Origin of the sequence: Pseudomonas frederiksbergensis, from assembly GCF_003732665.1 — a bacterium.
Taxonomy (GTDB): Bacteria; Pseudomonadota; Gammaproteobacteria; order Pseudomonadales; family Pseudomonadaceae; genus Aquipseudomonas; species Aquipseudomonas frederiksbergensis_G.
In genome coordinates, this window is the sequence record NZ_MOBP01000006.1 from 124,344 (window position 1) to 147,712 (window position 23,369).

Genomic DNA, 23,369 nt, shown 5'->3' on the forward strand with positions numbered 1-23,369 from the left:
TACCTGAGTTCGACTCGGTTTTTCAGGTCGATGTATAGCGCAAGACACCTCGGTCAGTTCCCTCGCCCCTTTGGGGAGAGGGTTAGGGTGAGGGGTGGATTCCAGATCAGAATCACGGCATCCGATTCGCAGCAATCCTGATGATCTGCTCCAACACATCACTCATCTGTTCAATGACTTCCAAATTGCTAAACCGTAGTACCTCAATCCCACACTGCTGGAGGTAAAGCGTACGGCGCTGATCATGAATCCTGCCCGCCGTTTCATAGTGCTGCCCTCCATCAAGTTCTATCGCCAGCTTTAACTCTGCACAGTAGAAATCCAGCACATACGGCGGGCACGGAAACTGTCGGCGGAATTTCAGATTGGCGATTTGTCGAGCGCGTAGTTTCTGCCAGAGCAGGAGTTCGCAGTCGGTTTGATTGGTGCGTAAATGGCGGGCGAACTGGCGTTGGTCGAGTGTGGGGCGGGTCGGCATGCTTCACGTCCTTGTGAAGGGGGTGGAGTTTTACTGTAGTCGGGGATTATGGGTTTGGCTTGAAATCGACCCCTCACCCCAGCCCTCTCCCCAGAGGGTAGAGGGAGCCGACCGAGGTGTCTTGCGCTACACATCGACCTGAGAAACCGAGTCGAACTCAGGTTTGAACAACATGAAGATCGGCTCCCTTTCCCCCTCTCCCCATTGGGGAGAGGGCTGGGGTGAGGGGTGGCCTTAATAGACGTCGCGACGGTAGCGGCCCTGTTCGATCAAGCGGTCGACTTCCTCGATGCCGAGTATTTCGTTGAGTACGTGATCCACCCCCGACGCCATGCCCTGCAAGCTGCCGCAGATGTAGATCACGGCACCTTCGGCCAGCCATTTCTTCAGCTCGACGGCGGATTCGCGCAGGCGATCCTGGACGTATATTTTCTCGGCCTGGTCCCTTGAGAACGCCAGGTCCAGACGCTCCAGATCCCCCTCGATCAACCAGCCTTCCAACTCATCGCGACACAGGAAGTCATGCTTGCGATTGCGTTCGCCAAACACCAGCCAGTGCCGCTGCTGGCCGTCGGCGATCCGCGCCTTGAGCAAACTGCGCAACCCGGCGAGGCCGGTGCCGTTGCCCAGCAGGATCATCGGCACCGGCTCCACCGGCAGATGGAAACCGCTGTTGCGCCGCACCCGCAGGCTGATGCTGCCGCCCACCGGCGCATGTTCGGTCAGCCAACCGGAGCCGATGCCGAGGCTGCCGTCGGGGTGCAGTTCTTGACGTACGATCAGTTCCAGTACGCCATCGGCGGCAATCGAGGCGATGGAGTATTCGCGCATCGCTAACGGCACCAACGCCTGCACCAGCGCCTGGGCATGCAGGCCGACCAGATGCGTGCGGTTCTCGGGGAGTTGCCGACTGGCCAGCGCCTGGTCCAGCGGTTGCGAGAGGCCATCGAGTTCAACGCTGGCCCGCCCATCGATGCCCAGGCCATCGAGGAAATGCTCGATCGCCCATGGGCAATTGCGCGGCATGACTTCCACCAGATCCCCAGCCAACCAACTGCTGGTGCTCGGGGCGGTGAGGCCGATCATGTACACCGGCGCACCGCTGCTGTCCGGGTTCATCAGCTCGCGGCGGGCCAGGGTCCAGTTGTCGTAGTTGGGCGCTTGCCAGGTGTCCACGGGGGCCTGTCCGGTCAGCAGGCCGAGTTGTTGCTGCCAGTGACGCAAGGCGTAAGGGTCGCCGCTGTCGACCTCCACCGGGGCGAACAGCGTCTTGCCGCCGTGTTCGCCGAGCCAGGTGTGCAAGCGCCGGGCGAAGCCGCAGAAGTGTTGGTACTGCCGATCACCGAGGCCGAGCACCGCGTAATTCAAACTGCCCAGGCTCAATGCCCGACCCAGCACTTTGCGTTCGAAACCCCGGGCGCTGTCCGGCGCTTCGCCGTCGCCGAAGGTGCTGACGACGAACAACGCGTTGTCCGAATCCTGCAAATCCTGCTCGCTGACATTGGCCAGCGGCTGCACCTTCACCGGCAACCCGGCGGCCTGCAATTGCCCGGCGGTTTGCCACGCCAGTTGCTCGGCAAAACCGCTCTGGCTGGCGAAGCCAATCAGCCATGCCGGCACATCACGGCCCGGTTGCACCAGGCCTTTGCGCGCATCCTTGATCTGGCGTTTCTTGCGTCGACGATCCAGGTATAGCAACCAGCCTGTGATGAAAAACAACGGCATGGTCAGCGCGGTGATCGTCAGGATGATCCGCCCGACGAGGCCGAAGTAGCTGCCCGTGTGCAGCGCATAAATACTGGTCAGCAATTGCGCCTTAAGGCTCTTGTCGCTGTAGCGGTCATGGCGTTTGACGATGCCGGTCGCCGGATCGAGGCTGATTTCGTTGAGTGCGCGATCATGGGGCGAGGTGTTCAACAGGTAAAAGACCGTGGCGGGTTGGCCGGACAGCGGTGGCATGCGGATGTTGTAGGCGGACAGGTTCGGGCCGGCGGCGCTGTAGATGCTGCTCCACATCGCCGCGTAATCGGCGGTTGGCGCCGGACCGTTTGGCGCCGGGCCACGGTTGCGCACCCGCTCGTTTTGCGGCGCATCGGAGAGCAATTGAGTCAGGCCCTTGTTGTACCACTCGTAGGACCAGGACAACCCGGTCAGCGCGGCCAACAGATAAAACAGCATGCACCAGGTGCCGGCCACCGAGTGCAGATCCCAATTAAAGCTGCGGCCTTTTTTCTTCCAGTCGAGAGTGAGCCAGGCACGCCATTTATTCCATTGGCGCGGCCAGCGCAGGTAGAGGCCGGACAGGCAGAAGAACACCAGGATCAGCGTGCACGCACCGGTGATCTGCCGCCCGGTATCACCCATCGCGAGGAAGCGGTGCAACTGCAACATGAAGCCAAAGAAGTCCTGGCCGGTGGCCTCGCCCAGGAACTCGGCAGTGTAGGGGTCGAAGTAACGCATCTCGCCGCGACGTTCACCCGGCGGCGGGGTGAAGATCACCCGGGCGGCGTTGCCGCTGTCGGTCTCGACCCAGAGCATCGAGACTTTCTTGCCAGAGGCGGCTTCGATGTGTTCAACCAGTTCGGCGGGCGGCAGCACACCGGCGACCTGTTTCTCCACCTGCAACACAGACGGATTCAGCGCCCGCAGGATTTCGTCCTGAAACGAATAGGCCGCACCGGTAATGCCCATCAGGGCCAGGACCAGCCCGGCGCTGATGCCAAAGAACCAGTGCAACTGGAACAGGGTTTTCTTCAACACGTCACTCGCCTTGTTCGTTCGAAAGTATTCATCACGGCGCGCATTATGCCGTGGGTTGTCGAGAAACATTCTTTATTACGCACAAAAGCCCCGTTCAATTGAATGAACGGGGCCTGGCCCTGATAACCACCGCAATTCCTGTAGGAGCGAAGCTTGCTCGCGAAAGCGGTGTATCAGGCAGTTTCGATGTCGACTGACACGACGCCTTCGCGAGCAAGCTTCGCTCCCACAGGGGGATTGCGGTGTGGCGGGCAATCAGAAGTGGAAGTTAGCGCTCAGCAGGGCGGTACGACCCGCCGCCACGTGGGCGTAGTGCGTCTGGAACACCTGGTCGAAATAACGCTTGTCGGTCAGGTTCTGTACGTTGAGTTGCAGGTCGACGTTCTTGGTCAGGGCGTAGCTGGCCATGGCGTCGTAGCGCCAGTAGGACGGGATCTCCACCGAGTTGGCGACGTTGCCGAACTGCGAATCGACGAAGGTCGCGCCACCGCCCACGGTCAGTTTTTCCGGGATCAGGTCATAGGTCGACCACAGGGTGAAGTTGTTCCGTGGCGTGCTCGGCATGTGGTTGCCTTTGTCGGCGGCGAGGGTGGTCTTGACCACTTCGCTGTCCATGTAGGTGTAACCGCCGAAGACTTTCCAGTTACGCGTCAGCTTGCCGGTGTAGGTCAGTTCCAGACCGTTGACGGTTTGTTCGCCGTCCAGCACTTGGGTGGTGGCGCCATCTGGATCGTCGATACGGGCGTTGGTTTTCTCGGTGCGGAACAGTGCGGCGGTCAGCGACAGGTCGTCACCGAAGAAGTCCCACTTGGTGCCGATTTCGTAGTTGCGGTTTTTTTCCGGGTCCAGGTCGCTGTTGTTCGCTGCCAGTTCCAGGCCGCCGTTACCGCTGGTTTCGCCGGCAGGGTTGCTGGAGGTGGAATAGGCCGCATACACGCTGCCGTTAGGCAACGGGTTGTAGACCACGCCGATCTGGTAGTTGAGCAGGTCGCTGGTGTTCTCGCGGGAAAAGCTGCCCGCTGGCGAACTACGGCCAGCATTGGCATAGCCGCTGGATTCGGTCTGGTAGTTGTCGTAACGCAGGCCCAGGTTCAGGGACCATTGCTCGTTGAACTTCAGCGTGTCGAATACGTAGGCTGCGGCGGTCTTGGTATCGGTGTCGGTGAAGGCGTTGCTGTCCGTGATCGTGCCCGACCAGTTATCCCCAGGCGTCGGCTTGTACAGGTTGGTGCAGTCGCCCGAGTTGAACAGCGCACGGTTGCACGTAGTGCCGGCCGCCGTCGAGGTCAGGATGTACGGACGGTTGTGGGTGTCCTGATAGGAAAACTCCAGGCCGGTGACCAGGCTGTGTTCGATCGCGCCGGTGTTGAACTTGGCGCTCAGGTCGGTCTGGTTGGCCCAGCCGCTGGACGTCGAGTTACGGCTTTTCGCGCCACGGTAAACGCTGCCTTTGGCCACGTTGCCCTTGCTGTCGTCGGGGTTGCTGACGATGTAGTCCAGGGTCGAGCGGGACATGCGGAAGCTGTTGGAAACGGTCAGGTCGTCATTCAGATCGTGTTCGATCTTGATCGTGCCGCTGTCGTTTTGGGTCTGGCGATAGTCGCGACCGGTGAGGCCGTAGAAGTTGTCTTTATTGACGTTGGCCGGTTTGTCGACGTTGTACTTGCTGCGGTTCGGGCTAAGGGTCAGCGGCACGCCGTAGTCCGGCATGTCGTCGGTTTCGACGTGGTAGTAACCGACGGTCACACGGGTGTCGGTGCCCAGGCCGAAGGAGAAGGTCGGCGCCACGCCCCAGCGGCTGACATCCACGCCATCACGGCCAGCGACGTTGGCTTCGTGCTTCATCAGGTTCAGACGGAAAGCGGAGGTGTCATTGATCTGCTGGTTCAGGTCCAGGGTGGTGCGCTTGGTCTGGTCCGAACCCCAGGTGAAGCCGCCGTTGTAGAAGTTGCCGAGTTTGGCGGTCTTGCTCACCAGGTTCAGGCTGCCACCGGTGGAGCCGGCGCCGGTGAAGGCCGAGCCCGGGCCTTTGCTGATTTCCACCGATTCCACGTCGAAGATCTCGCGGCTTTGCGACGCAGGGTCGCGCATGCCATCGACGAACACATCGCTTTCGGCGTTGAAGCCGCGAATGATCGGACGGTCGCCGGCCGGGTTGCCGCCTTCGCCGGCACCGAAGGTAATGCCCGGCGTAGTGCGCAACGCATCGACCAGGCTGGTGGCGCCGGTGTCGCGGATCACTTGTTGCGGAATCACGGTGACGCTTTTCGGCGTTTCACGCAGCGGCGCGGTGTATTTCTTGGAGGCCGAGGTATCGGTCTTGTAGGAGGTGTCTTGCTGCTCGCCGACCACGCTGGTGGCATCGAGGGAAATCCCATTGTTCGGCGCTTTTTCTTCGGTGCTTTCAGCAGCGAAAACCATGTGCCCGGCGGAGCCGGCAGTGATCGCCATGCCAATGGCAGAAGCGAGCAAACGCGGTGAACTGCCCGGTAATTGTGATTGTTGGCGTGACATGTGAATTCCCCTCCCCAAGGATTTGAGGCCGCGGAATATAGGGTAAACAAGTATTTGTATCAATTGCGAAACGTTACTATTCGCGACGAATTTACATTCTTTACAATTTAACCTTACGGTTTTTGCTGTCTCGTTCGTCTGTGGGGTTTTACACAGTCAATAAGAATCAATACCATTGGCGCCTCTTTGAAATCAGGTGTCGTCCTCATGTTGCTGCACATTCCCGGCGTGTTCGCGAAAGAAGAAGTGCAGCGCATCCGCGAGGCCCTGGAACAGGCGGATTGGGCCGACGGCAAGATCACCGCCGGCTTCCAGTCGGCCAAGGCCAAGCACAATCTGCAACTGCCTGAAGGTCATCCGCTGGCCAAGGAAATCGGCGCGGCCATGCTTGAACGGCTGTGGAAAAATCCGCAGTTCATGTCGGCCGCACTGCCGCACAAAGTCTTCCCACCGTTACTGAACTGTTACACGGCGGGTGGAAGCTTCGACTTCCATATCGACAACGCGGTACGCCAGCCCAAAGGCAGTATCGAGCGGGTGCGCACCGACCTGTCGGCGACGCTGTTCTTCAGCGAACCGCAGGACTACGACGGCGGCGAACTGGAAATCCAGGACACCTTCGGCACCCAACGGGTCAAGTTGCCCGCCGGCGACATGGTGCTGTACCCCGGCAGCAGTCTGCACAAGGTCAACGCCGTCACTCGCGGAACGCGTTATGCGTCGTTCTTCTGGACCCAAAGCCTGGTCCGCGAAGACAGCCAGCGTGCCTTGCTGTTTGAGATGGACGGCGCCATCCAGCAACTGACTCAAGACATGCCCGATCATCCTTCACTGATCCGCCTCACCGGCACCTATCACAACCTGTTGCGCCGCTGGGTCGAGGTATGAGTTACCAACTGCGCCGCGAGGAAGTGCTCGACGGTGATCAGCTCAAAGCGATGCTTGAGGAAAGTCCCGCACGGGCGGCCCAGGCGATCCTGATCGCGGCCCGCGAAGGCGTACTCGATGCCCAGGCGTTGCTCGGGCAGATCCTGCTGGACGGGCAGGGCATCGAACAGGATCAGCCGCTGGCCGTGCGCTGGTTCGACATCGCGGCCCGGGGCGGGCACCTGATGGCGCGCAACATGCTCGGCCGATGTCATGAGCACGGCTGGGGTTGCACGGCGGATGCTGCGGTGGCGGCGGTGCATTATCGCCTCGCGGCTGAGCAGGGGCTGGATTGGGCGATGTACAACTATGCCAACCTGCTCGCCACCGGGCGCGGCGTGTCCGAGGACCAGAAGCAAGCCCTGAGCCTTTATCGCCGTGCGGCTGAATCGGGCCATGCCAAATCGATGAACCTGCTGGGGCGGTATCTGGAGGAGGGGCGCCATTGCCCGGTTGATCCAGTGGCAGCCGTTAACTGGTATCGATGCTCGGCACTTGGCGGCGATTTTCGCGGGCAGTTCAGTTATGCGGCAGTGCTGGCGGAGGAAGGGAACATCGACGCGGCACTGGGCTGGCTGCACAAGGCGCTGGCCGGTGGGAATATCAATTTTCTGCGGGTCAGCAGCGAGTCGTTGCTGGGCGCACGGCATCCGCAGATTCGCGCCATGGCCCAGCCCTATCGGCAACGGCTGGCCGAGCTGGCCAGCCACCTGATTTAAAGACTGCGCACCGGCCCATTGTCTGACGGGCCGATGCGCAAGGGGCTGACAATCAGCCGCGCATCCAGCGACCTTGCAGGACGTTCATATAGGCGTGCAACGCTTGGCTTTGCCCGATCAGGCGATTGCCGGTGCTCAGCATGTCCTCATTGCTGGAGGGCATGACTGCCTTCAGGAATGCTGACAACGCAGCGACCAGTTTGTCGGCTTCGCGGACATAAACCTGCTGGTGCGGCACGACTTTCTGAGTGTCGTTTAGCTGTCGGGTCTTGTCGTGGACGTCACGCAGTTGCGCGTTCAGCGAAGTCACCCGCGCCTGGCGCTGGTCGATGCGGGTCTGGATGATTTGCCGGGCCTTGAGCAAATCCCTGTATTGGGTCAATTCGTTGGCTTCATCGAGGAATTTGTTCGCCACAATCAGCCCGGCCTTCATGGCTGCGGTTTGCGGCGTTTCAGGCTTGTCGCCGATCAGCGCCATGAGTTGTTCCAGCAAGGGCTTGAGGCGATCGATAAAGCTCTGCTTTTCGAAGACTTTGATGGCTTCGTTCAAGATGTCTTCATCGTCACGCAGGGTGTCCAGGGGCACTTGCTCTGCGCTCAACTCCTCGTCCAGGCCAACCTGTTTGTCGGCCAGCTCCGCCAGCCTGAAGCGATTGTTGCTGATGGTGATGCTCTGGACATTGAACAAGCCATGCTGCAACTGCGTGTGTAACTGGGCAATCTGGCTGGTGCACAGTTCCATCAATTGGTTGGCGGTGGTCGAATACAGCTTGATCGCGTTTTTCACACCCGCGTCGGCTTCACGGCCAGTCAATACCGCCAGGGCCTCAAGGTTTTCGTGAAGGTCTTGGGTTTCCAGCGCGGTAATCGCCGACGTAATGGCGTTGGCGAACAGTTGGTCGGTACTGCTGACGGCTGCATTAAGCCCGATCAGCTCATCGCTCAGGGCTTTAATGTACAGGTTGGCAGAGCCGACAATCGATTGGTAACGAATGGCTTCACGGCTGTCGCGAATCAAGGCGAAGTCAGGTGCAACATAAGCTGGAGTAGACATGAGGAAATCCTTTTCCTATTAATAGATGAATGGATCAGTCGAACGCGGTTATAAGGGCGTTGGCATTGTTTTGAATGTTCTTCCAGTTTTTCAGGATGACTTTAAAACTGGAGACAAAGCTTCGCAGTGTCAGGAAGTCATGAATGCCCGACAGCTTGTTTTTCGAAGCGTTGATATAGTCAGAGGTGGACCCCCACAGGGTTTCAAGTTGCGCCGTACTGGTAATGGCGCCTTCAATGTAAGTCATCAGGCTGTCCAGTTCGCTATGAAGTTCCAGCAATGTTCCTGAGAGAATGCTTTTTTGTTTAATTTGTTCTGTGAGTTGTTCGCGCTCCCTGATCAACGGTGAGAGGTGGACTTTCTGTAAGTCAGCGACAAGCTTGTAGTGCCTGGAACCCAGCGGGTTGACAAACCCCATGACATGATCAAAGAACGTGGCTGAAGTTTCTCGGGTTTTTTCATCAATACGCTTCTGGCTTTCGTCGATTTTTTGATTGATCTGGGTAATGTGCCGATTGATTTCGTCGGTGCTGGCCAGTTTCAGTTTTGCGCCGATACCGATATGGACTTCATTGTTGAGTTCTGTCTTGAAATACTTCAGGCGTTCCAGGATATCCACGCTGCTCAGCTTCTTGTCATCGATCGAACGACCAATGAACGCCAGGGATTCGCTGATGGAGCCGAAGCGGTTCTTCTCGGCCTTGCCGATTTCCAGCGGCGGCAGGCTGTTGATTTCGTTCTCCGTCATGTTTCCAATCGTGCCGAGGTAGCTTTGGTAACCGGGCATGGTCACGATGGCGTCGATAATATCCTGACCGAAACTTTCCAAATCTTCGGAGAACGTCGAAAGACTGCCGCCCACGCGTTTCATGGAAAATTCGATGTCTTTCCAGGCGTTAGCGTTATTGATGATCTTGTGATACAGGCTGACAACATCAAACGGTTCCAGACCCACGATATTGGTCGTTTTTGTTTTCAGTTGTTGTTCGACTTCTTCGAGGGTGACGGGCAGCGCTTTAGCGGTCGCAATATAATGTTTGATCTTGCGAATGTCGTCTTTGGTAATGATGGGGGTTGAGGTGTTACTGCTCAGGTGCATTGTTCTAAATCCATTTAGAGTGTGCGTTGAGTTTTTAGAGTAAAGGCATTCGCCTGATTGTTGTATGTTTTGTCTGTAACCTGTTCTTTCTTTGGTGTGTTGTAATATTAAGTGCCTTTTTGGAGGTTTTAATCATAAAAAAAACCCGTGAATGATCACGGGTTTTTTATTGGATTTTACGCTTACACGTAAAACGACTTCAGCGGCGGAAAGCCATTGAATTCAACCGCGCTGTAGCTGGTGGTGTAGGCGCCGGTGGACAACCAGTACAAACGATCACCGATGGCCAGGTTCAGCGGCAAACCGTACTTGTAGTTCTCGTACATGATGTCGGCGCTGTCGCACGTCGGGCCGGCGATGACCACTTCTTCCATCTCGCCTTTCTTCTCGGTCCAGATCGGGAACTTGATGGCTTCGTCCATGGTTTCGATCAGGCCGGAGAACTTGCCCACATCCGTGTACACCCATCGCTCGACGGCAGTACGGGATTTGCGCGCGACCAGCACCACTTCGCTGACCAGGATGCCGGCGTTGGCGATCAACGAACGGCCAGGTTCCAGGATGATTTCCGGCAGGTCGTCACCGAAGTCTTCCTTGAGGAAACGGATGATTTCTTCAGCGTAGGTTTCCAGGCTGTTGGTGCGGGTGATGTAGTTGGCCGGGAAGCCACCGCCCATGTTGATCAGCTTCAGGTGGATGCCGTCTTCTTCTTTCAAACGCTCGAAGATCACTTTGACCTTGGCGATCGCCGCGTCCCAGACGCTGATGTCGCGCTGTTGCGAGCCGACGTGGAACGAGATGCCGTAAGGCACCAGGCCCAGGTCGCGGGCGAGGATCAGCAGGTCCATGGCCATGTCGGTCTGGCAGCCGAATTTGCGCGACAGCGGCCAGTCAGCGGTGGTCGAGCCTTCGGTGAGGATGCGCACGTAGACTTTCGAACCCGGCGCCGCTTTAGCGATGTTGCGCAGGTCGGCTTCGGAGTCAGTGGCATACAGACGCACGCCCTTCTCGTAGAAGTAGCGGATGTCCTTGGATTTCTTGATAGTGTTGCCGTAGCTGATGCGATCCGGGCCGACGCCCTGGTTCATCACTTTGTCGAGCTCGTAGATCGACGCGATGTCGAAGTTCGAACCTTTCTCTTTGAGCAGGTCGATGATTTCGACGGCCGGGTTGGCCTTGACCGCGTAGTAGACCTTGGCGAAATCGAAACCGGCGCGCAGGTCGTCATAGGCCTGGCTGATCATCGCGGTGTCGATCACCACGAACGGGGTTTCTTGTTTGTCGGCGAACGCCTTCATTTTGTTGAAGGTATCGCGCGCGAAATAGTCTTCGACGTTGATCGACATGCTGGGAACTCCTACTGGCAAACTGAAATTAACAATGGGTGCAAATGAACGTCCTCCGTATCCCCACTTTGGTTCGCCTACTTCCCAAGGCATGTCGCCGAAAGCAAAAAGGCCACGGGAGGCGGTGCTGCCCTTGGCCTTGCTGTCTCGTCGTCAGTACTTGAGCCGGATGGATCGTTTCCAGCATGGACGTTCGGCGCGAACTTTAGGGCGTGAGGGGCTTGAGATCAACAAAAAATGTCGCGTTTCTGCACGCTTCCGTCGTGCGGTCCCGGACAGTTACTGATGTAACCGACCTGCATGACAGTGTGATGTTCCCTCAGAAGATCGTTCCCACGCTCTGCGTGGGAATGCATCCGGAGACGCTCCGCGTCTCAAAGGGCGGACGCAGAGCGTCCCGGGCGGCATTCCCACGCAGAGCGTGGGAACGATCAATTTGAGGTGTCTCAAGGGGATTTGTGGTGCCCCATTCGCGGGCAAGCCTCGCTCCTACAGGTTTTCGGTATGCCGTGATGTTGCGTACGACATCGCACCTGTAGGAGCGAGGCTTGCCCGCGAAGGCGTCAGATCAGGCGACCGCAGTCTCGGCCGGCGAAACAATGCTGGTCTTGCCGCCACGGGACTTGCCGGAGCTGAGGTATTCGGCAATCGATTCCTGGGTCACTTCACCCAGGAACACCCGCTCGGCGTCCATCACCGGCAACCACGAGCGGTTGAACTCGTACATGCGCGACAGCAGGATGCGTAAATGCTCGTCAAACGCCGCCGTGGCGTTGAACTCGCGCAAGTACTGCGAGCACGTACCGGTCTGACGGTGCAGGTCGCGACGTCGTACATAACCGAGCGCCTTGTTCTCACCATCCGTGACCACCACATAACGACGGTCCAGTTCGTCCATCAACTCCAGGGCCTCGGCCACCGGGGTTTCCGGGCTCACCGACGGCGCGTTGTCCGCCGCGTCTTCGGCTTTCACCAGCAACAGACGCTTGAGGGTGCTGTCCTGGCCGACGAAGTTGCTGACAAAGTCATCCGCCGGGTGCGCCAACAGCGTGTCCGGGTGATCGATCTGCAGCAGCTTGCCAGCGCGGAAGATCGCAATCTTGTCGCCGAGCTTGATCGCTTCGTCGATGTCGTGGCTGACCATGATCACGGTCTTGTTCAGCGCCCGTTGCATCTCGAAGAATTCGTTCTGGATCATCTCGCGGTTGATCGGATCGACCGCGCCGAACGGTTCGTCCATCAACAACAGCGGCGCATCCGCCGCCAGCGCACGGATCACACCGATCCGTTGCTGCTGACCACCGGACAACTCACGCGGATAACGCGTCAGGTACTGCTTGGGTTCGAGCTTGATCATGCTCATCAACTCGCGGGCGCGGTCGTGGCACTTCTGTTTGTCCCAGCCCAGCAGGCGCGGAACGATGGTGATGTTTTCCTCGATGGTCATGTTCGGGAACAGACCGATCTGCTGGATCACATAACCGATGTTGCGACGCAGGGTCACTGCGTCGAGGTCGGTGGTGTCTTCGCCGTTGATCAGGATCTTGCCCGAGGTCGGCTTGATCAGGCGATTGATCATCTTCAGCGTGGTGCTTTTGCCGCAGCCCGATGGCCCGAGGAACACACAGATTTCGCCTTCATTGACGGTCAGGCTTACCGAGTCCACGGCTTTCACATCTTTGCCGTTGCTTTGGAAGGTCTTGCTGAGGTTTTGAAGTTCGATCATTTGAGCAGTCCTTTTGGAGTCAGCGTGCGTTGCAGCCATTGCAGAAGCAGGTCGGCGAAGATGGCCAGGAGACTGACCAGCACGGCGCCGACGATCAGCATCGACATGTCGCTGCGGCTGATGGAAGCGAGAATAAGTACACCGAGGCCACCGGCGCCGATGGTCGCGGCGATGGTCATGACACCAATGTTCATGACCACGGCGGTGCGCACACCGGCGAGGATCACCGGCACCGCGATCGGCAGTTCAACCATGCGCAGGCGCTGGCCGAAGGTCATGCCGATGCCGCGTGCGGCTTCGCGAATGCCCGGTTCGACGCCGGTCAGGGCGAGGTAGGTGTTACGCATGATCGGCAGCAGCGAATACAGAAACACGGCGGTGATCGCCGGCATCGGGCCCAGGCCCTGGCCGAACTTGGAGTAGAACGGCAGCAGCAGGCCGAACAGCGCAATCGACGGCACGGTCAGCAGCACCGTGGCGCTGGCCTGCAAGGGGCCGGCGAGGGACGGGAAGCGCGTCATCAGGATGCCCAGGGGCACGCCGACGAGAATCGCCAGGGTCACGGCGATGCCGACCAGGGTGATGTGCTGCCAGGTCAGGTGCAGGACCAGCGGCCAGTCGAGATGGGAAAAGGCGTTCAAAAATTCCATGTCTTCTCCTCCTCAGTTGATCGGGTGCTGGCGCAGGAAATCTGCGGCAACCGATGAAGGGCTTTCGTGATCGACATCGACCCGGGCGTTAAGCGCACGCATGGTGGCGTCGTCGAACAGTTCGGCCAGTGGCTTGAGCTCTTCGGCGAGTTTCGGATGGGCGTCGAGGTAGACCTGACGCACTACCGGTGCGGCGGTGTAGTCCGGGAAGTAGTGCTTGTCGTCTTCGAGCAGTTTCAGCTTGAAGGCGTTCAAGCGACCGTCCGTGGTGTAGACCAGACCGGCAAACACCTGGCTGTTACGCAGGGCGGTGTAGACCAGCCCGGCGTCCATCTGTCGGGTGTTCTTGCGGGTCAGGTTCATGCCGTACAGATCGACCATGCCCTCCAGACCGTCGGAGCGGTTGGCGAACTCGGTGTCCAGGGCCACGAGGTGATTGGTCTTCGCCTCAGCCTGCATCACCGTGTTCAGCTCACTGATGGTGTTGATCTGCGGATAGGCCTGCGCGGTTTTTTCCGGCAGGGCCAGGGCGTAGGTGTTGCTGAATTTCGACGGCGTCAGCCAGACCAGGCCTTTTTTCGCGTCGACTTCTTTCACCTTGGCGTAGGACTGAGCGCTGTCGAGCTTGTCAGTGATGTGGTTGTAAGCCACCAGCGACACGCCGGTGTATTCCCACATCAAATCCAGCTGGCCACTTTCTTGGGCGCTGCGGGCCAGGGTGCTGCCCAGACCGCCGGTCACCTGGGTGTCGTAACCCTTGGTGCGCAGGTATTGGGAGGTGATTTCCGCCAGCAGGGTTTGTTCGGTGAACACCCGGGCGCCAATGCGGATCACGGGTTTTTCAGCGGATTGGGCAAATCCTGCGAACAGCAGGGCGCAGCCTAGTATCAAGCTTAATTTCTTCATAAAAATTCCTTTGCCGAGGCTTAAGACGGGCGTAGGCCGCGTTCGAGCCAGAGGCGGCTGGCGAGTGTCACCAGGCCGTCGAGCAGCAAGGCCAGCAGGGCGGTGCAGGCCGCGCCGAGCAGCAGTTGCGGCTGATTGTTCAGGGCGATGCCGGGGAAAATCAGGCTGCCCAGGCTGTTCGCGCCAATCAGGAACGCCAGCGGTGCCGTGCCGACGTTGATCGCCAGGGCCACGCGCACGCCACCGATGATGATCGGCACCGCGTTCGGCAGTTCGACCCGCCACAGCACTTGGGTGGGCGTCATGCCGATGCCGACGGCCGCTTCTTTCAGCGAACCCTGGACGTTTTTCAGGCCTTCATAGGTGTTGCGAACGATCGGCAACAGCGAGGCGAGGAACAGGGCGAAGATCGCCGGGCCGCTGCCGATGCCCAGAATCCCCAGGGCGATGGCCAGTACGGCGAGAGGCGGCACGGTGTTGCCGATGTTGAAGATCTGCATGAAGCGTTCAGCGCGGCCCACCATGTTGGGGCGGCTGAGGAAGATGCCGGCGGGGATGCCCACAATGAGGGCGGCCAGCATGGAAACCAGGACGAGAATCAAGTGAGCTTGCAGGTAAAACAACAAATCGTCGCGGTAATGTTCGATCGTGTTGATGCCAATCCAATGGACCAGCAGGGCCAGGAGTGCGACGACAACCGCACCTCCAATAAGCCCCTTGCCATAGCGAATAGCCACAGGCGGACTCCTTTTTTTCTTAGTCGGCGAACGCAGTCCCGTGTGGCAATGCCATCACTGGCTGCCGGGAAATCAACATTCGCGAGAAGCAGCTCTTCATGCTGATGAAACCGCATGAGATCGAGCCATAAGCGCAGCCTCGTCAGGCTAACTTGCAGGTTTTTCAAACCCTGCTACGAGAGCTGTAACAGGGGAGTGGACGTCTCTACCTTTTAAAAGGTTCCATAATTGGCAGCAATTAGCCACCCTTGATCTCCCAATGGTCCCGTTAATCGCCATGGACGACAGGGCGAGCGGTGGTCCGTAGCGCTCGGTTTGCGCTATACTCGCCGCCCTTTTTTGAATCACCTGCCAGGCGATTTCCCATGACCAAACAGGCCGCCGAAGTCGCGAAACGCCGCACTTTCGCCATTATTTCCCACCCCGATGCCGGTAAAACCACCATCACCGAGAAGCTCTTGCTGATGGGCAAGGCGATTGCGATTGCGGGCACGGTGAAGTCACGTAAATCCGACCGCCATGCGACGTCCGACTGGATGGAAATGGAAAAGCAACGGGGTATCTCGATTACCACGTCGGTCATGCAGTTCCCGTATCGCGACCACATGATCAACCTGCTCGACACCCCGGGCCACGAAGACTTCTCTGAAGATACCTATCGCACCCTGACGGCAGTGGACTCGGCCTTGATGGTCCTCGACGGCGGTAAAGGTGTTGAGCCTCGGACCATCGCGCTGATGGACGTCTGCCGTCTGCGTGACACGCCGATTGTCAGCTTCATCAACAAACTCGACCGTGATATCCGTGACCCGATCGAACTGCTCGACGAGATCGAAGCGGTCCTGAAGATCAAGGCTGCGCCGATCACCTGGCCGATCGGTTGCTACCGCGACTTCAAGGGCGTTTACCACCTCGCCGACGACTACATCATCGTCTACACCGCCGGTCACGGCCACGAGCGCACCGATGTGAAAATCATCGAGAAGCTCGACTCGGATGAAGCTCGCGCACACTTGGGCGACGAATACGATCGCTTTGTCGATCAACTGGAACTGGTGCAGGGCGCCTGCCACGAATTCAATCAACAGGAATTCCTCGACGGCCAACTGACCCCGGTGTTCTTCGGTACTGCCTTGGGCAACTTCGGTGTCGATCACGTGCTCGACGCCGTGGTCAACTGGGCGCCGAAACCCCTGGCCCGCGTAGCCAACGAGCGCACCGTGGAACCGGTTGAAGAGAAATTCGCCGGCTTCGTGTTCAAGATCCAGGCGAACATGGACCCCAAACACCGCGACCGTATCGCCTTCATGCGTATCTGCTCCGGCAAGTACGAAAAAGGCATGAAGATGCGCCACGTGCGCACCGGCAAGGACGTGCGGATCGGCGATGCGCTGACGTTCTTCTCCTCCGAACGTGAGCAATTGGAAGAAGCCTTCGCCGGCGACATCATCGGTTTGCACAACCACGGCACCATCCAGATCGGCGACACCTTCACCGAAGGCGAAGTCCTGGGCTTCACCGGCATCCCGCACTTCGCCCCGGAACTGTTCCGTCGCGTGCGTCTGCGTGACCCGCTCAAATCCAAGCAACTGCGCCAGGGCCTGCAGCAATTGGCTGAAGAGGGCGCGACCCAGGTGTTCTTCCCCGAGCGCAGCAACGACATCATCCTCGGCGCCGTCGGTGTGCTGCAGTTCGATGTGGTCGCCAGCCGCTTGAAAGAGGAATACAAGGTCGAGTGCTCCTACGAGCCGATCACCGTGTACTCGGCACGCTGGATCGATTGCGACGATAAAAAGAAGATGGAAGAGTTCAAGGTCAAGGCCGTGGAAAACCTCGCCATCGACGGCGGCGGTCACCTGACCTACCTCGCGCCGACCCGGGTCAACCTGGCGCTGATGGAAGAGCGCTGGCCGGACGTGAAATTCCGTGCGACCCGTGAGCATCATTAATTTGTAGGCAGCGGCTTTGCGGCGATGGTGGCGTTGGGAGCGCTATCGCGAGCAAGCTTTGCTCCTACGGGTTGTGAGGTGCACCCAAACCCCGTTGCGAAAGCTGCGGGGTTTTTTGTTACCCCGATTTTGGCCAGTTCAGCAAAATCCCTGTGGGAGCGGGCTTGCTCGCGAAGAGGGCGTGTCAGTCGATATTTATGTCACTGACACCCCCTCTTCGCGAGCAAGCCCGCTCCCACAGGAGATCGGCGTTTTTAGTGAGTTTGGGTATATCCCTTATTCCAAACCAATCTGCCCATCAACGGCAATTACCGCCATTCGTTAGCGTCCTATCTGGAGAACCCGGCCGATCGGAACTAGATTTCATTCAGCGCCACGGCACTCGGGTCATGCGCCGTCAGGCACCCATGCTGCATCTCAGAAAGGATGGAATCGGCTATGAGCATTTTTCAACGCATTGTGTTTTTGCTGAAGGTTTTGGTGATGCTGTCCGTGGGCATGTCGGCGGCGTGGGCCGATTGCCCGGCCCATGGTGAACAGGCCTCGAGCGGGCAGGTAGCGCACACGGGCATGATGATCGCCAAATCCGCATCCGAGGGCGGTGATCAAGGGCAGGGTGGTAGCGCCGATGATGATGACTCGACCACCGAAGAGCCAGACACCGACGATGACGACGAAGGCGACAGCCAGTCGTAAATCGCAGGCAAAAGAAAACCCCTTCTACCGGACTGATGCGCAATCCAGGAAAAGGGGTTTGGTCAACTTGGTAAGACACCGCAATCCCTGTGGGAGCGGGCTTGCTCGCGAAGAGGCCGTGTCAGTCGACATCACTGTTGAATGACACAGCGCTTTCGCGAGCAAGCCCGCTCCCACATTTTTACGCCGCGCCGTCGAGGAATTGCTCGGCGTAGTGGCAAGCCACCTGGCGGTTATCCAACGGCCGCAGCAATGGTTCTTCAGTACTGCAGCGCTCGGTGGCGTACGGGCAGCGCTTGTGGAAAGCGCAGCCGGACGGTGGGTTCAGCGGGTTAGGCAACTCGCCGACGATCTTGATTTTCGGCTTGTTCGGGTCCGGGTGAATGGTCGGGGTGGCCGACAGCAACGCCTGGGTGTACGGGTGCAGCGGGCGCTCGTAGATGTCGTTCTTCGGGCCCATTTCCACCGGGCGACCGAGGTACATCACCATCACGTCATCGGCCACGTGCTGGACGACTGCCAGGTTGTGGGAGATGAACACGTAGGCGGTGTTGAACTCTTGCTGCAAGTCCATGAACAGGTTCAGCACCTGGGCCTGGATCGACACGTCGAGCGCTGAGGTCGGTTCGTCCGCCACCAGCACTTTCGGTTGCAGCATCATGGCGCGGGCGAGGGCGATACGCTGGCGCTGACCGCCGGAGAACATGTGCGGATAACGCTGGTAGTGCTCAGGACGCAAGCCCACCTGCTTCATCATCGCCTGGACTTTCTCGCGACGTTCGGCGGCGGACAGATTGGTGTTGATCAGCAGCGGCTCGCCGAGCTGGTCACCGACTTTCTGCCGTGGGTTCAACGAGGCGTACGGGCTCTGGAACACCATCTGCACGTCTTTGCGTAGTTGCTTGCGCTGAGACTTGTCAGCACCGGCGACTTCTTGCCCGGCGATTTTCAAGGAACCGGAGGACGGCTCTTCGATCAGCGTCAGGGCCCGGGCCAGGGTGGATTTGCCGCAACCCGATTCACCGACGACGGCGAGGGTCTTGCCGGCTTCCAGTTCAAACGACACACCGTTCAGGGCGCGCACGGTCGCATGGCCCTTGAACAGGCCACGGGACACTTCGTAGTGACGGGTCAGGTCGCGGGCGGTAAGTACGACGGCCATTACGCCACCTCCTGGTTCAGCGGGTAGAAGCAGCGGGCGAGGCTGTTGCTTTTCGGATCGAGGGTCGGACGCTGCGTGCGGCAGTTGTCTTGCACGTACGGGCAGCGCGGCGACAGCAGACAACCCTGCGGACGGTCATAACGACCCGGAACGATGCCCGGCAAAGTAGCCAGGCGTGTGGCGCCGAGGCTGTGTTCCGGAATCGCCTTGAGCAGCGCTTCGCTGTACGGGTGTGCCGGGATGTCGAACAGTTGCGGCACTTGACCGACTTCCACCGCTTGACCGGCATACATCACGCACACGCGCTGAGCGGTTTCGGCCACGACCGCGAGGTCGTGAGTGATCAGCACCAAACCCATGTTCTGCTCTTTCTGCAGGGCCAACAGCAGGTCCATGATCTGCGCTTGAATCGTTACGTCCAACGCCGTAGTCGGTTCGTCGGCGATCAGCAGTTTCGGTTCGCCGGCAATCGCCATGGCGATCGCAACACGCTGGCTCATACCGCCGGACAGTTGGTGCGGGTAGGCGTCCATACGGCTGGCGGCGCCCGGGATTTCGACTTTTTCCAACAGCTCGATGGCACGCTTGCGCGCTTGCTTGCCGGACATTTTCAGGTGCAGGCGCAGCACTTCTTCGATCTGGAAACCGACGGTGTAGCTCGGGTTCAGCGCGGTCATCGGGTCCTGGAAGACCATGGCCAGGTCTTTGCCGACGATTTGCCGACGCTGACGGTTGCTGAGCTTGAGCATGTTCTTGCCGTCGAAATTCAGGGCGTCGGCAGTGACGATGCCCGGATGCTCGATCAGGCCCATCAGCGCCATCATGGTCACGGATTTACCCGAACCCGACTCGCCAACGATGGCCAGTACTTCGCCTTTGTCCACGGAGATGTCGAGGCCATCGACCACCGGCACGGCAGTGGCGTCGCCGAAGCGAACGTTGAGATTCTTGATTTCTAGCAGTGACATTTGAATCTCCTCAGGCGGCGTTCTTGAGTTTCGGGTCCAGCGCATCGCGCAGGCCGTCGCCCATCAAGTTGATTGCCAGCACGCTGAGCAAAATGGTCAGACCAGGCAGGCTTACCACCCACCAGGCGCGTTCGATGTAGTCGCGAGCCGAAGCCAGCATGGTGCCCCACTCAGGGGTTGGCGGTTGTACGCCAAGGCCCAGGAAGCCCAGGGCCGCGGCATCGAGAATCGCCGAGGAGAAGCTCAAGGTCGCTTGAACGATCAGTGGCGCCATGCAGTTTGGCAGCACGGTGACGAACATCAGGCGTGGCAGGCCGGCACCGGCGAGGCGGGCGGCGGTCACGTAGTCGCGGTTCAGTTCGCCCATCACCGCGGCGCGGGTCAGACGAACATAGGACGGCAGGGACACCACGGCGATGGCAATGATGGTGTTGATCAGGCCAGGGCCGAGGATGGCGACAATCGCCACGGCCAGCAGCAGGGACGGCAGGGCCAGCATGATGTCCATCAGGCGCATGATGGTCGGGCCGAGCACGCGCGGGAAGAACCCGGCGAACAGACCCAGCAGGATGCCCGGAATCAGCGACATCACCACCGACGACAAACCGATCAGCAGGGACAGGCGCGAACCGTTGATCAGGCGCGACAGCAAGTCACGACCCAGTTCATCGGTGCCGAGCAGGAACTGGATTTGCCCGCCTTCCAGCCAGGACGGCGGGGTCAGCAGGAAGTCACGGTATTGCTCGCTCGGGTTGTGCGGGGCAACCCACGGCGCGAAGATCGCGCAGAAAATCACCAGCAGCATGAACATCAGGCCGGCGACGGCACCTTTGTTCTTGGAGAAGGCTTGCCAGAATTCTTTGTACGGGGACGGGTACAGCAGGCTTTGATCGACTGCTACCGATGGAATTGGAGTGGTCATGGTCATGATGATCTCAGCGCTGGTGACGAATGCGTGGGTTGGCAAAGCCGTAGAGGATGTCCACTACGAAGTTGACCACAATCACCAGGCAGGCGATTAACAGGATGCCGTTTTGCACCACGGGATAATCCCGTGCGCCAATGGCTTCGATCAGCCATTTGCCGATGCCGGGCCAGGAGAAGATGGTTTCGGTCAGGACCGCACCGGCCAACAGCGTGCCGACTTGCAAGCCGACCACGGTCAGGACCGGGATCAATGCGTTGCGCAGGCCGTGCACGAATACCACGCGGGCCGGCGACAGGCCTTTGGCGCGGGCGGTACGGATGTAGTCTTCACGCAGCACTTCGAGCATCGAAGAACGGGTCATCCGCGCAATAACGGCCAGCGGGATGGTGCCGAGCACGATGGCCGGCAGGATCAGGTGATGCAGGGCGTCGAAGAATGCACCGACGTCATCGGCCAGCAGGGTGTCGATGAGCATGAAACCGGTGCGTGGCTCGATGTCATAGAGCAGGTCGATCCGCCCGGATACCGGGGTCCAGCCCAGGCTCACCGAGAAGAACATGATCAGGATCAGGCCCCACCAGAAGATCGGCATCGAATATCCCGCCAGGGAGATGCCCATCACCCCATGGTCGAACAGGGATCCTCGCTTGAGTGCCGCGATCACCCCGGCCAGGAGGCCCAGGACGCCGGCGAACAACAGTGCGGCCATGGACAGTTCCAGGGTCGCGGGGAATAGAGAGCTGAACTCGGTCCAGACACTTTCACGGGTACGCAGGGATTCGCCAAGGTCGCCATGGGCCAACTTGCCGATGTAATCCAGGTACTGGGCATACAGGGGTTTGTTCAGCCCCAGGCGTTCCATTGCCTGGGCGTGCATTTCGGGGTCGACCCGACGTTCGCCCATCATTACTTCCACGGGGTCGCCCGGAATCATGCGAATCAACGCGAAAGTCAGCAAGGTGATGCCGAAAAACGTGGGGATCAGTAACCCCAGTCGGCGGGCAATAAAACTAAACATCTTGTGTAGTACCTCATCAGCCGGTTAGGCGTGCCTGGCGTCCCTGGAGTCAGGGACGCCGGGAGTTTTCTTATCTACTTCACCTGGGTGGTGGCGAAGTTATTGGTTGTGAGCGGGCTAATGTGATAGCCCTCTACGTTGTTGCGCATTGCGGTAAACATGCGGGTGTGGGCCATGCTGATCCAAGGCTGATCCTGGTTAAAGACCTCTTGGGCTTGCTCATAGAGCGCTGCGCGTTCAGCGGGGTTCACTTTAGCGCGGGCTTCGTCGATCAGCGTCTGAAATTTCTCACTGCACCAGCGCGCGTAGTTTTCGCCGTTTTTGGCCGCCTCGCAACTGAGCATAGGCGTCAAGAAGTTATCCGGGTCGCCGTTGTCGCCCGCCCATCCGGCGGAAACCATGTCGTGCTCGCCGTTTTTGGCGCGTTTGAGCATTTCGCCCCACTCCATGACGCGGATGTCGATCTTGATCCCGACCTTGGCCAGGTCAGCCTGCATCATTTGTGCGCCGAGCATCGGGTTAGGGTTGGTCGGGCCGCCGCCGTTACGGGTGAACAGGGTAAACGTGGTGCCTTCCGGCACGCCGGCTTCCTTGAGCAGGGCGCGAGCCTTGTCCAGGTCACGTGGCGGGTTGGTCAGCTTGTGGTTGTAGCCCAGCAGGGTGTCCGGGTACGGGTTGACCGCCACGGTGGCGTTGCCTTTGCCGAACAGCGCGTTGACGTAGGCTGCTTTGTCGAAAGCGATGTCGATCGCTTTACGCACCCGCACGTCGCTCATGTACTTGTGGGTGGTGTTCATGGCGATATACGAAACGGTCATCGCGTTCAGCTCATCGACCTTCAGGCTCGGGTCTTTCTTGATGCTCGGGATGTCATCCGGTTTCGGATACAGCGCGATCTGGCACTCATTGGCCTTGAGCTTTTGCAGGCGCACGTTGTTGTCGGTGGCGATGGCCAGGATCAACGCGTCGGCCGGTGGCTTGCCACGGAAATATTCCGGGTTGGCCTTGAACCGTACCTGGGCGTCCTTGGCGTAGCGCTGGAAGATGAACGGGCCGGTGCCGACTGGCTTGTTGTTCAAATCGCCAGTCTTGTTGGCCTTGAGCAACTGATCGGCGTACTCGGCGGAGTAGATCGAGGAGAAGGCCATGGCGATGTCGGCCAGGAACGGTGCTTCGCGGCGGGTCAGGGTGAAAGTGACGGTGTTGTCGTCCACTTTCTCGACGCTTTTGAGCAGTTCCTTGAAGCCCATGCTTTCAAAGTACGGGAAGCCCACGCTCGACAGTTTGTGCCATGGGTGATTCGGGTCCAGCTGGCGCTGGAAGCTCCAGACCACGTCGTCGGCATTCATGTCGCGGGTCGGCTTGAAGTATTCGGTGGTGTGGAACTTGACGCCTTTGCGCAGGTGGAACGTATAGGTCAGACCGTCTTCGCTGATGTCCCAGGAGTCGGCCAGTGCCGGAACCACTTCGGTGGTGCCGGGCTTGAAGTCCGCCAGGCGATTGAAGATGGTTTCGGCCACCGCATCGGCTGTGACTGCAGTCGTGTACTGGACCATATCGAAGCCTTCCGGACTGGCTTCGGTGCAGACCACCAGGGGTTTGGCCGAGACGCCAACAGCGACACTCAGCAACGCGGCAGCGATGGCCGCACGTAGGGGAAGCATTTTCATCAAGAACCCTCTGCAATCGGTGGAACAGATAAAAGCCGAACGGCCGACTCATCATGAGTCAG

19 protein-coding genes are annotated in these 23,369 nt (G+C 59.2%); 4 read left to right on the plus strand and 15 right to left on the minus strand.

Annotated elements, in window-relative coordinates; genetic code table 11:
* Positions 1–112: 112 nt before the first annotated feature.
* The 3 genes from BK665_RS10430 to BK665_RS10440 form a co-directional block, all read right to left on the minus strand.
* Positions 113–478, minus strand: a complete 366-nt coding sequence (locus tag BK665_RS10430) for an endonuclease domain-containing protein (RefSeq protein ID WP_123405189.1) — start codon at positions 476–478, stop codon at positions 113–115.
* Between the two features lie 234 nt (positions 479–712).
* Positions 713–3,238: a PepSY domain-containing protein gene (locus BK665_RS10435; RefSeq protein WP_123406312.1), complete on the minus strand. Its 2,526-nt coding sequence runs from the start codon at positions 3,236–3,238 to the stop codon at positions 713–715.
* Between the two features lie 255 nt (positions 3,239–3,493).
* A complete protein-coding gene (locus tag BK665_RS10440) occupies positions 3,494–5,752 on the minus strand; it encodes a TonB-dependent receptor (protein ID WP_123405191.1) in 2,259 nt (752 codons plus the stop codon).
* Positions 5,753–5,959: 207 nt separating this feature from the next.
* Here BK665_RS10440 and BK665_RS10445 point away from each other — a divergent pair, with 207 nt between their 5' ends.
* Positions 5,960–6,640 (plus strand): Fe2+-dependent dioxygenase, encoded by a 681-nt coding sequence (locus tag BK665_RS10445; protein ID WP_123405193.1) that lies wholly within the window; start codon positions 5,960–5,962, stop codon positions 6,638–6,640.
* Positions 6,637–7,398 (plus strand): tetratricopeptide repeat protein, encoded by a 762-nt coding sequence (locus BK665_RS10450; protein ID WP_123405195.1) that lies wholly within the window; start codon positions 6,637–6,639, stop codon positions 7,396–7,398. The genes BK665_RS10445 and BK665_RS10450 overlap by 4 nt, the downstream gene beginning before the upstream one ends.
* 52 nt (positions 7,399–7,450) lie before the next feature.
* On the opposite strand, the gene BK665_RS10455 is transcribed toward BK665_RS10450, so the two are convergent.
* The 7 genes from BK665_RS10455 to BK665_RS10485 form a co-directional block, all read right to left on the minus strand.
* Positions 7,451–8,452, minus strand: a complete 1,002-nt coding sequence (locus BK665_RS10455) for an alpha-xenorhabdolysin family binary toxin subunit B (protein WP_123405197.1) — start codon at positions 8,450–8,452, stop codon at positions 7,451–7,453.
* 34 nt (positions 8,453–8,486) lie between these two features.
* Positions 8,487–9,551, minus strand: a complete 1,065-nt coding sequence (locus BK665_RS10460) for an alpha-xenorhabdolysin family binary toxin subunit A (protein ID WP_123405199.1) — start codon at positions 9,549–9,551, stop codon at positions 8,487–8,489.
* A gap of 182 nt (positions 9,552–9,733) precedes the next feature.
* On the minus strand, positions 9,734–10,897 hold the full coding sequence (locus tag BK665_RS10465) for a type III PLP-dependent enzyme (RefSeq protein WP_123405201.1): 1,164 nt from the start codon (positions 10,895–10,897) through the stop codon (positions 9,734–9,736).
* A gap of 568 nt (positions 10,898–11,465) precedes the next feature.
* A complete protein-coding gene (locus BK665_RS10470; RefSeq protein WP_123405203.1) occupies positions 11,466–12,623 on the minus strand; it encodes an osmoprotectant ABC transporter ATP-binding protein OsmV in 1,158 nt (385 codons plus the stop codon).
* Positions 12,620–13,273 (minus strand): ABC transporter permease, encoded by a 654-nt coding sequence (locus tag BK665_RS10475; protein ID WP_123405206.1) that lies wholly within the window; start codon positions 13,271–13,273, stop codon positions 12,620–12,622. The genes BK665_RS10470 and BK665_RS10475 overlap by 4 nt, the downstream gene beginning before the upstream one ends.
* A 12-nt stretch (positions 13,274–13,285) precedes the next feature.
* Positions 13,286–14,179 (minus strand): glycine betaine ABC transporter substrate-binding protein, encoded by an 894-nt coding sequence (locus BK665_RS10480; protein ID WP_123405208.1) that lies wholly within the window; start codon positions 14,177–14,179, stop codon positions 13,286–13,288.
* A 20-nt stretch (positions 14,180–14,199) separates the two neighbouring features.
* Positions 14,200–14,916 carry an ABC transporter permease gene (locus BK665_RS10485; protein WP_123405210.1) on the minus strand — a complete coding sequence of 239 codons (717 nt, stop codon included), beginning with the start codon at positions 14,914–14,916 and terminating at the stop codon, positions 14,200–14,202.
* Positions 14,917–15,281: 365 nt separating this feature from the next.
* Between BK665_RS10485 and BK665_RS10490 the strand changes: the two genes are divergently transcribed.
* Both BK665_RS10490 and BK665_RS10500 read left to right on the plus strand, forming a co-directional pair.
* Positions 15,282–16,865 carry a peptide chain release factor 3 gene (locus BK665_RS10490; protein WP_123405212.1) on the plus strand — a complete coding sequence of 528 codons (1,584 nt, stop codon included), beginning with the start codon at positions 15,282–15,284 and terminating at the stop codon, positions 16,863–16,865.
* Positions 16,866–17,303: 438 nt separating this feature from the next.
* Positions 17,304–17,561, plus strand: coding sequence for a hypothetical protein (locus BK665_RS10500; RefSeq protein WP_123405216.1), 258 nt, complete (start codon positions 17,304–17,306; stop codon positions 17,559–17,561).
* Positions 17,562–17,742: 181 nt separating this feature from the next.
* On the opposite strand, the gene BK665_RS10505 is transcribed toward BK665_RS10500, so the two are convergent.
* The 5 genes from BK665_RS10505 to BK665_RS10525 form a co-directional block, all read right to left on the minus strand.
* Positions 17,743–18,723: a peptide ABC transporter ATP-binding protein gene (locus BK665_RS10505; protein ID WP_123405218.1), complete on the minus strand. Its 981-nt coding sequence runs from the start codon at positions 18,721–18,723 to the stop codon at positions 17,743–17,745.
* Complete coding sequence (locus BK665_RS10510; RefSeq protein WP_123405220.1) at positions 18,723–19,691, minus strand: ABC transporter ATP-binding protein; 969 nt, start codon at positions 19,689–19,691, stop codon at positions 18,723–18,725. Before BK665_RS10510 ends, BK665_RS10505 begins: the two co-directional genes overlap by 1 nt.
* Before the next feature lie 10 nt (positions 19,692–19,701).
* Entirely contained in the window at positions 19,702–20,613 is a 912-nt protein-coding gene (locus BK665_RS10515) for an ABC transporter permease subunit (protein ID WP_123406314.1), read from the minus strand.
* 13 nt (positions 20,614–20,626) lie between these two features.
* Positions 20,627–21,637 carry an ABC transporter permease subunit gene (locus tag BK665_RS10520; protein ID WP_123405222.1) on the minus strand — a complete coding sequence of 337 codons (1,011 nt, stop codon included), beginning with the start codon at positions 21,635–21,637 and terminating at the stop codon, positions 20,627–20,629.
* A 74-nt stretch (positions 21,638–21,711) separates the two neighbouring features.
* On the minus strand, positions 21,712–23,307 hold the full coding sequence (locus tag BK665_RS10525; RefSeq protein WP_123405224.1) for an ABC transporter substrate-binding protein: 1,596 nt from the start codon (positions 23,305–23,307) through the stop codon (positions 21,712–21,714).
* Between the last annotated feature and the right edge of the window lie 62 nt (positions 23,308–23,369).

Excerpts from the sequence above, each read along its gene's own strand:
- BK665_RS10430 (WP_123405189.1), bottom strand. The coding sequence starts at position 478 with ATGCCGACCCGCCCCACACTCGACCAACGCCAGTTCGCCCGCCATTTA.
- BK665_RS10440 (WP_123405191.1), bottom strand. The coding sequence starts at position 5,752 with ATGTCACGCCAACAATCACAATTACCGGGCAGTTCACCGCGTTTGCTC.
- BK665_RS10445 (WP_123405193.1), top strand. The coding sequence starts at position 5,960 with ATGTTGCTGCACATTCCCGGCGTGTTCGCGAAAGAAGAAGTGCAGCGC.
- BK665_RS10450 (WP_123405195.1), top strand. The coding sequence starts at position 6,637 with ATGAGTTACCAACTGCGCCGCGAGGAAGTGCTCGACGGTGATCAGCTC.
- BK665_RS10455 (WP_123405197.1), bottom strand. The coding sequence starts at position 8,452 with ATGTCTACTCCAGCTTATGTTGCACCTGACTTCGCCTTGATTCGCGAC.
- BK665_RS10460 (WP_123405199.1), bottom strand. The coding sequence starts at position 9,551 with ATGCACCTGAGCAGTAACACCTCAACCCCCATCATTACCAAAGACGAC.
- BK665_RS10465 (WP_123405201.1), bottom strand. The coding sequence starts at position 10,897 with ATGTCGATCAACGTCGAAGACTATTTCGCGCGCGATACCTTCAACAAA.
- BK665_RS10470 (WP_123405203.1), bottom strand. The coding sequence starts at position 12,623 with ATGATCGAACTTCAAAACCTCAGCAAGACCTTCCAAAGCAACGGCAAA.
- BK665_RS10475 (WP_123405206.1), bottom strand. The coding sequence starts at position 13,273 with ATGGAATTTTTGAACGCCTTTTCCCATCTCGACTGGCCGCTGGTCCTG.
- BK665_RS10480 (WP_123405208.1), bottom strand. The coding sequence starts at position 14,179 with ATGAAGAAATTAAGCTTGATACTAGGCTGCGCCCTGCTGTTCGCAGGA.
- BK665_RS10490 (WP_123405212.1), top strand. The coding sequence starts at position 15,282 with ATGACCAAACAGGCCGCCGAAGTCGCGAAACGCCGCACTTTCGCCATT.
- BK665_RS10500 (WP_123405216.1), top strand. The coding sequence starts at position 17,304 with ATGAGCATTTTTCAACGCATTGTGTTTTTGCTGAAGGTTTTGGTGATG.
- BK665_RS10505 (WP_123405218.1), bottom strand. The coding sequence starts at position 18,723 with ATGGCCGTCGTACTTACCGCCCGCGACCTGACCCGTCACTACGAAGTG.
- BK665_RS10510 (WP_123405220.1), bottom strand. The coding sequence starts at position 19,691 with ATGTCACTGCTAGAAATCAAGAATCTCAACGTTCGCTTCGGCGACGCC.
- BK665_RS10515 (WP_123406314.1), bottom strand. The coding sequence starts at position 20,613 with ATGACCACTCCAATTCCATCGGTAGCAGTCGATCAAAGCCTGCTGTAC.
- BK665_RS10520 (WP_123405222.1), bottom strand. The coding sequence starts at position 21,637 with ATGTTTAGTTTTATTGCCCGCCGACTGGGGTTACTGATCCCCACGTTT.
- BK665_RS10525 (WP_123405224.1), bottom strand. The coding sequence starts at position 23,307 with ATGAAAATGCTTCCCCTACGTGCGGCCATCGCTGCCGCGTTGCTGAGT.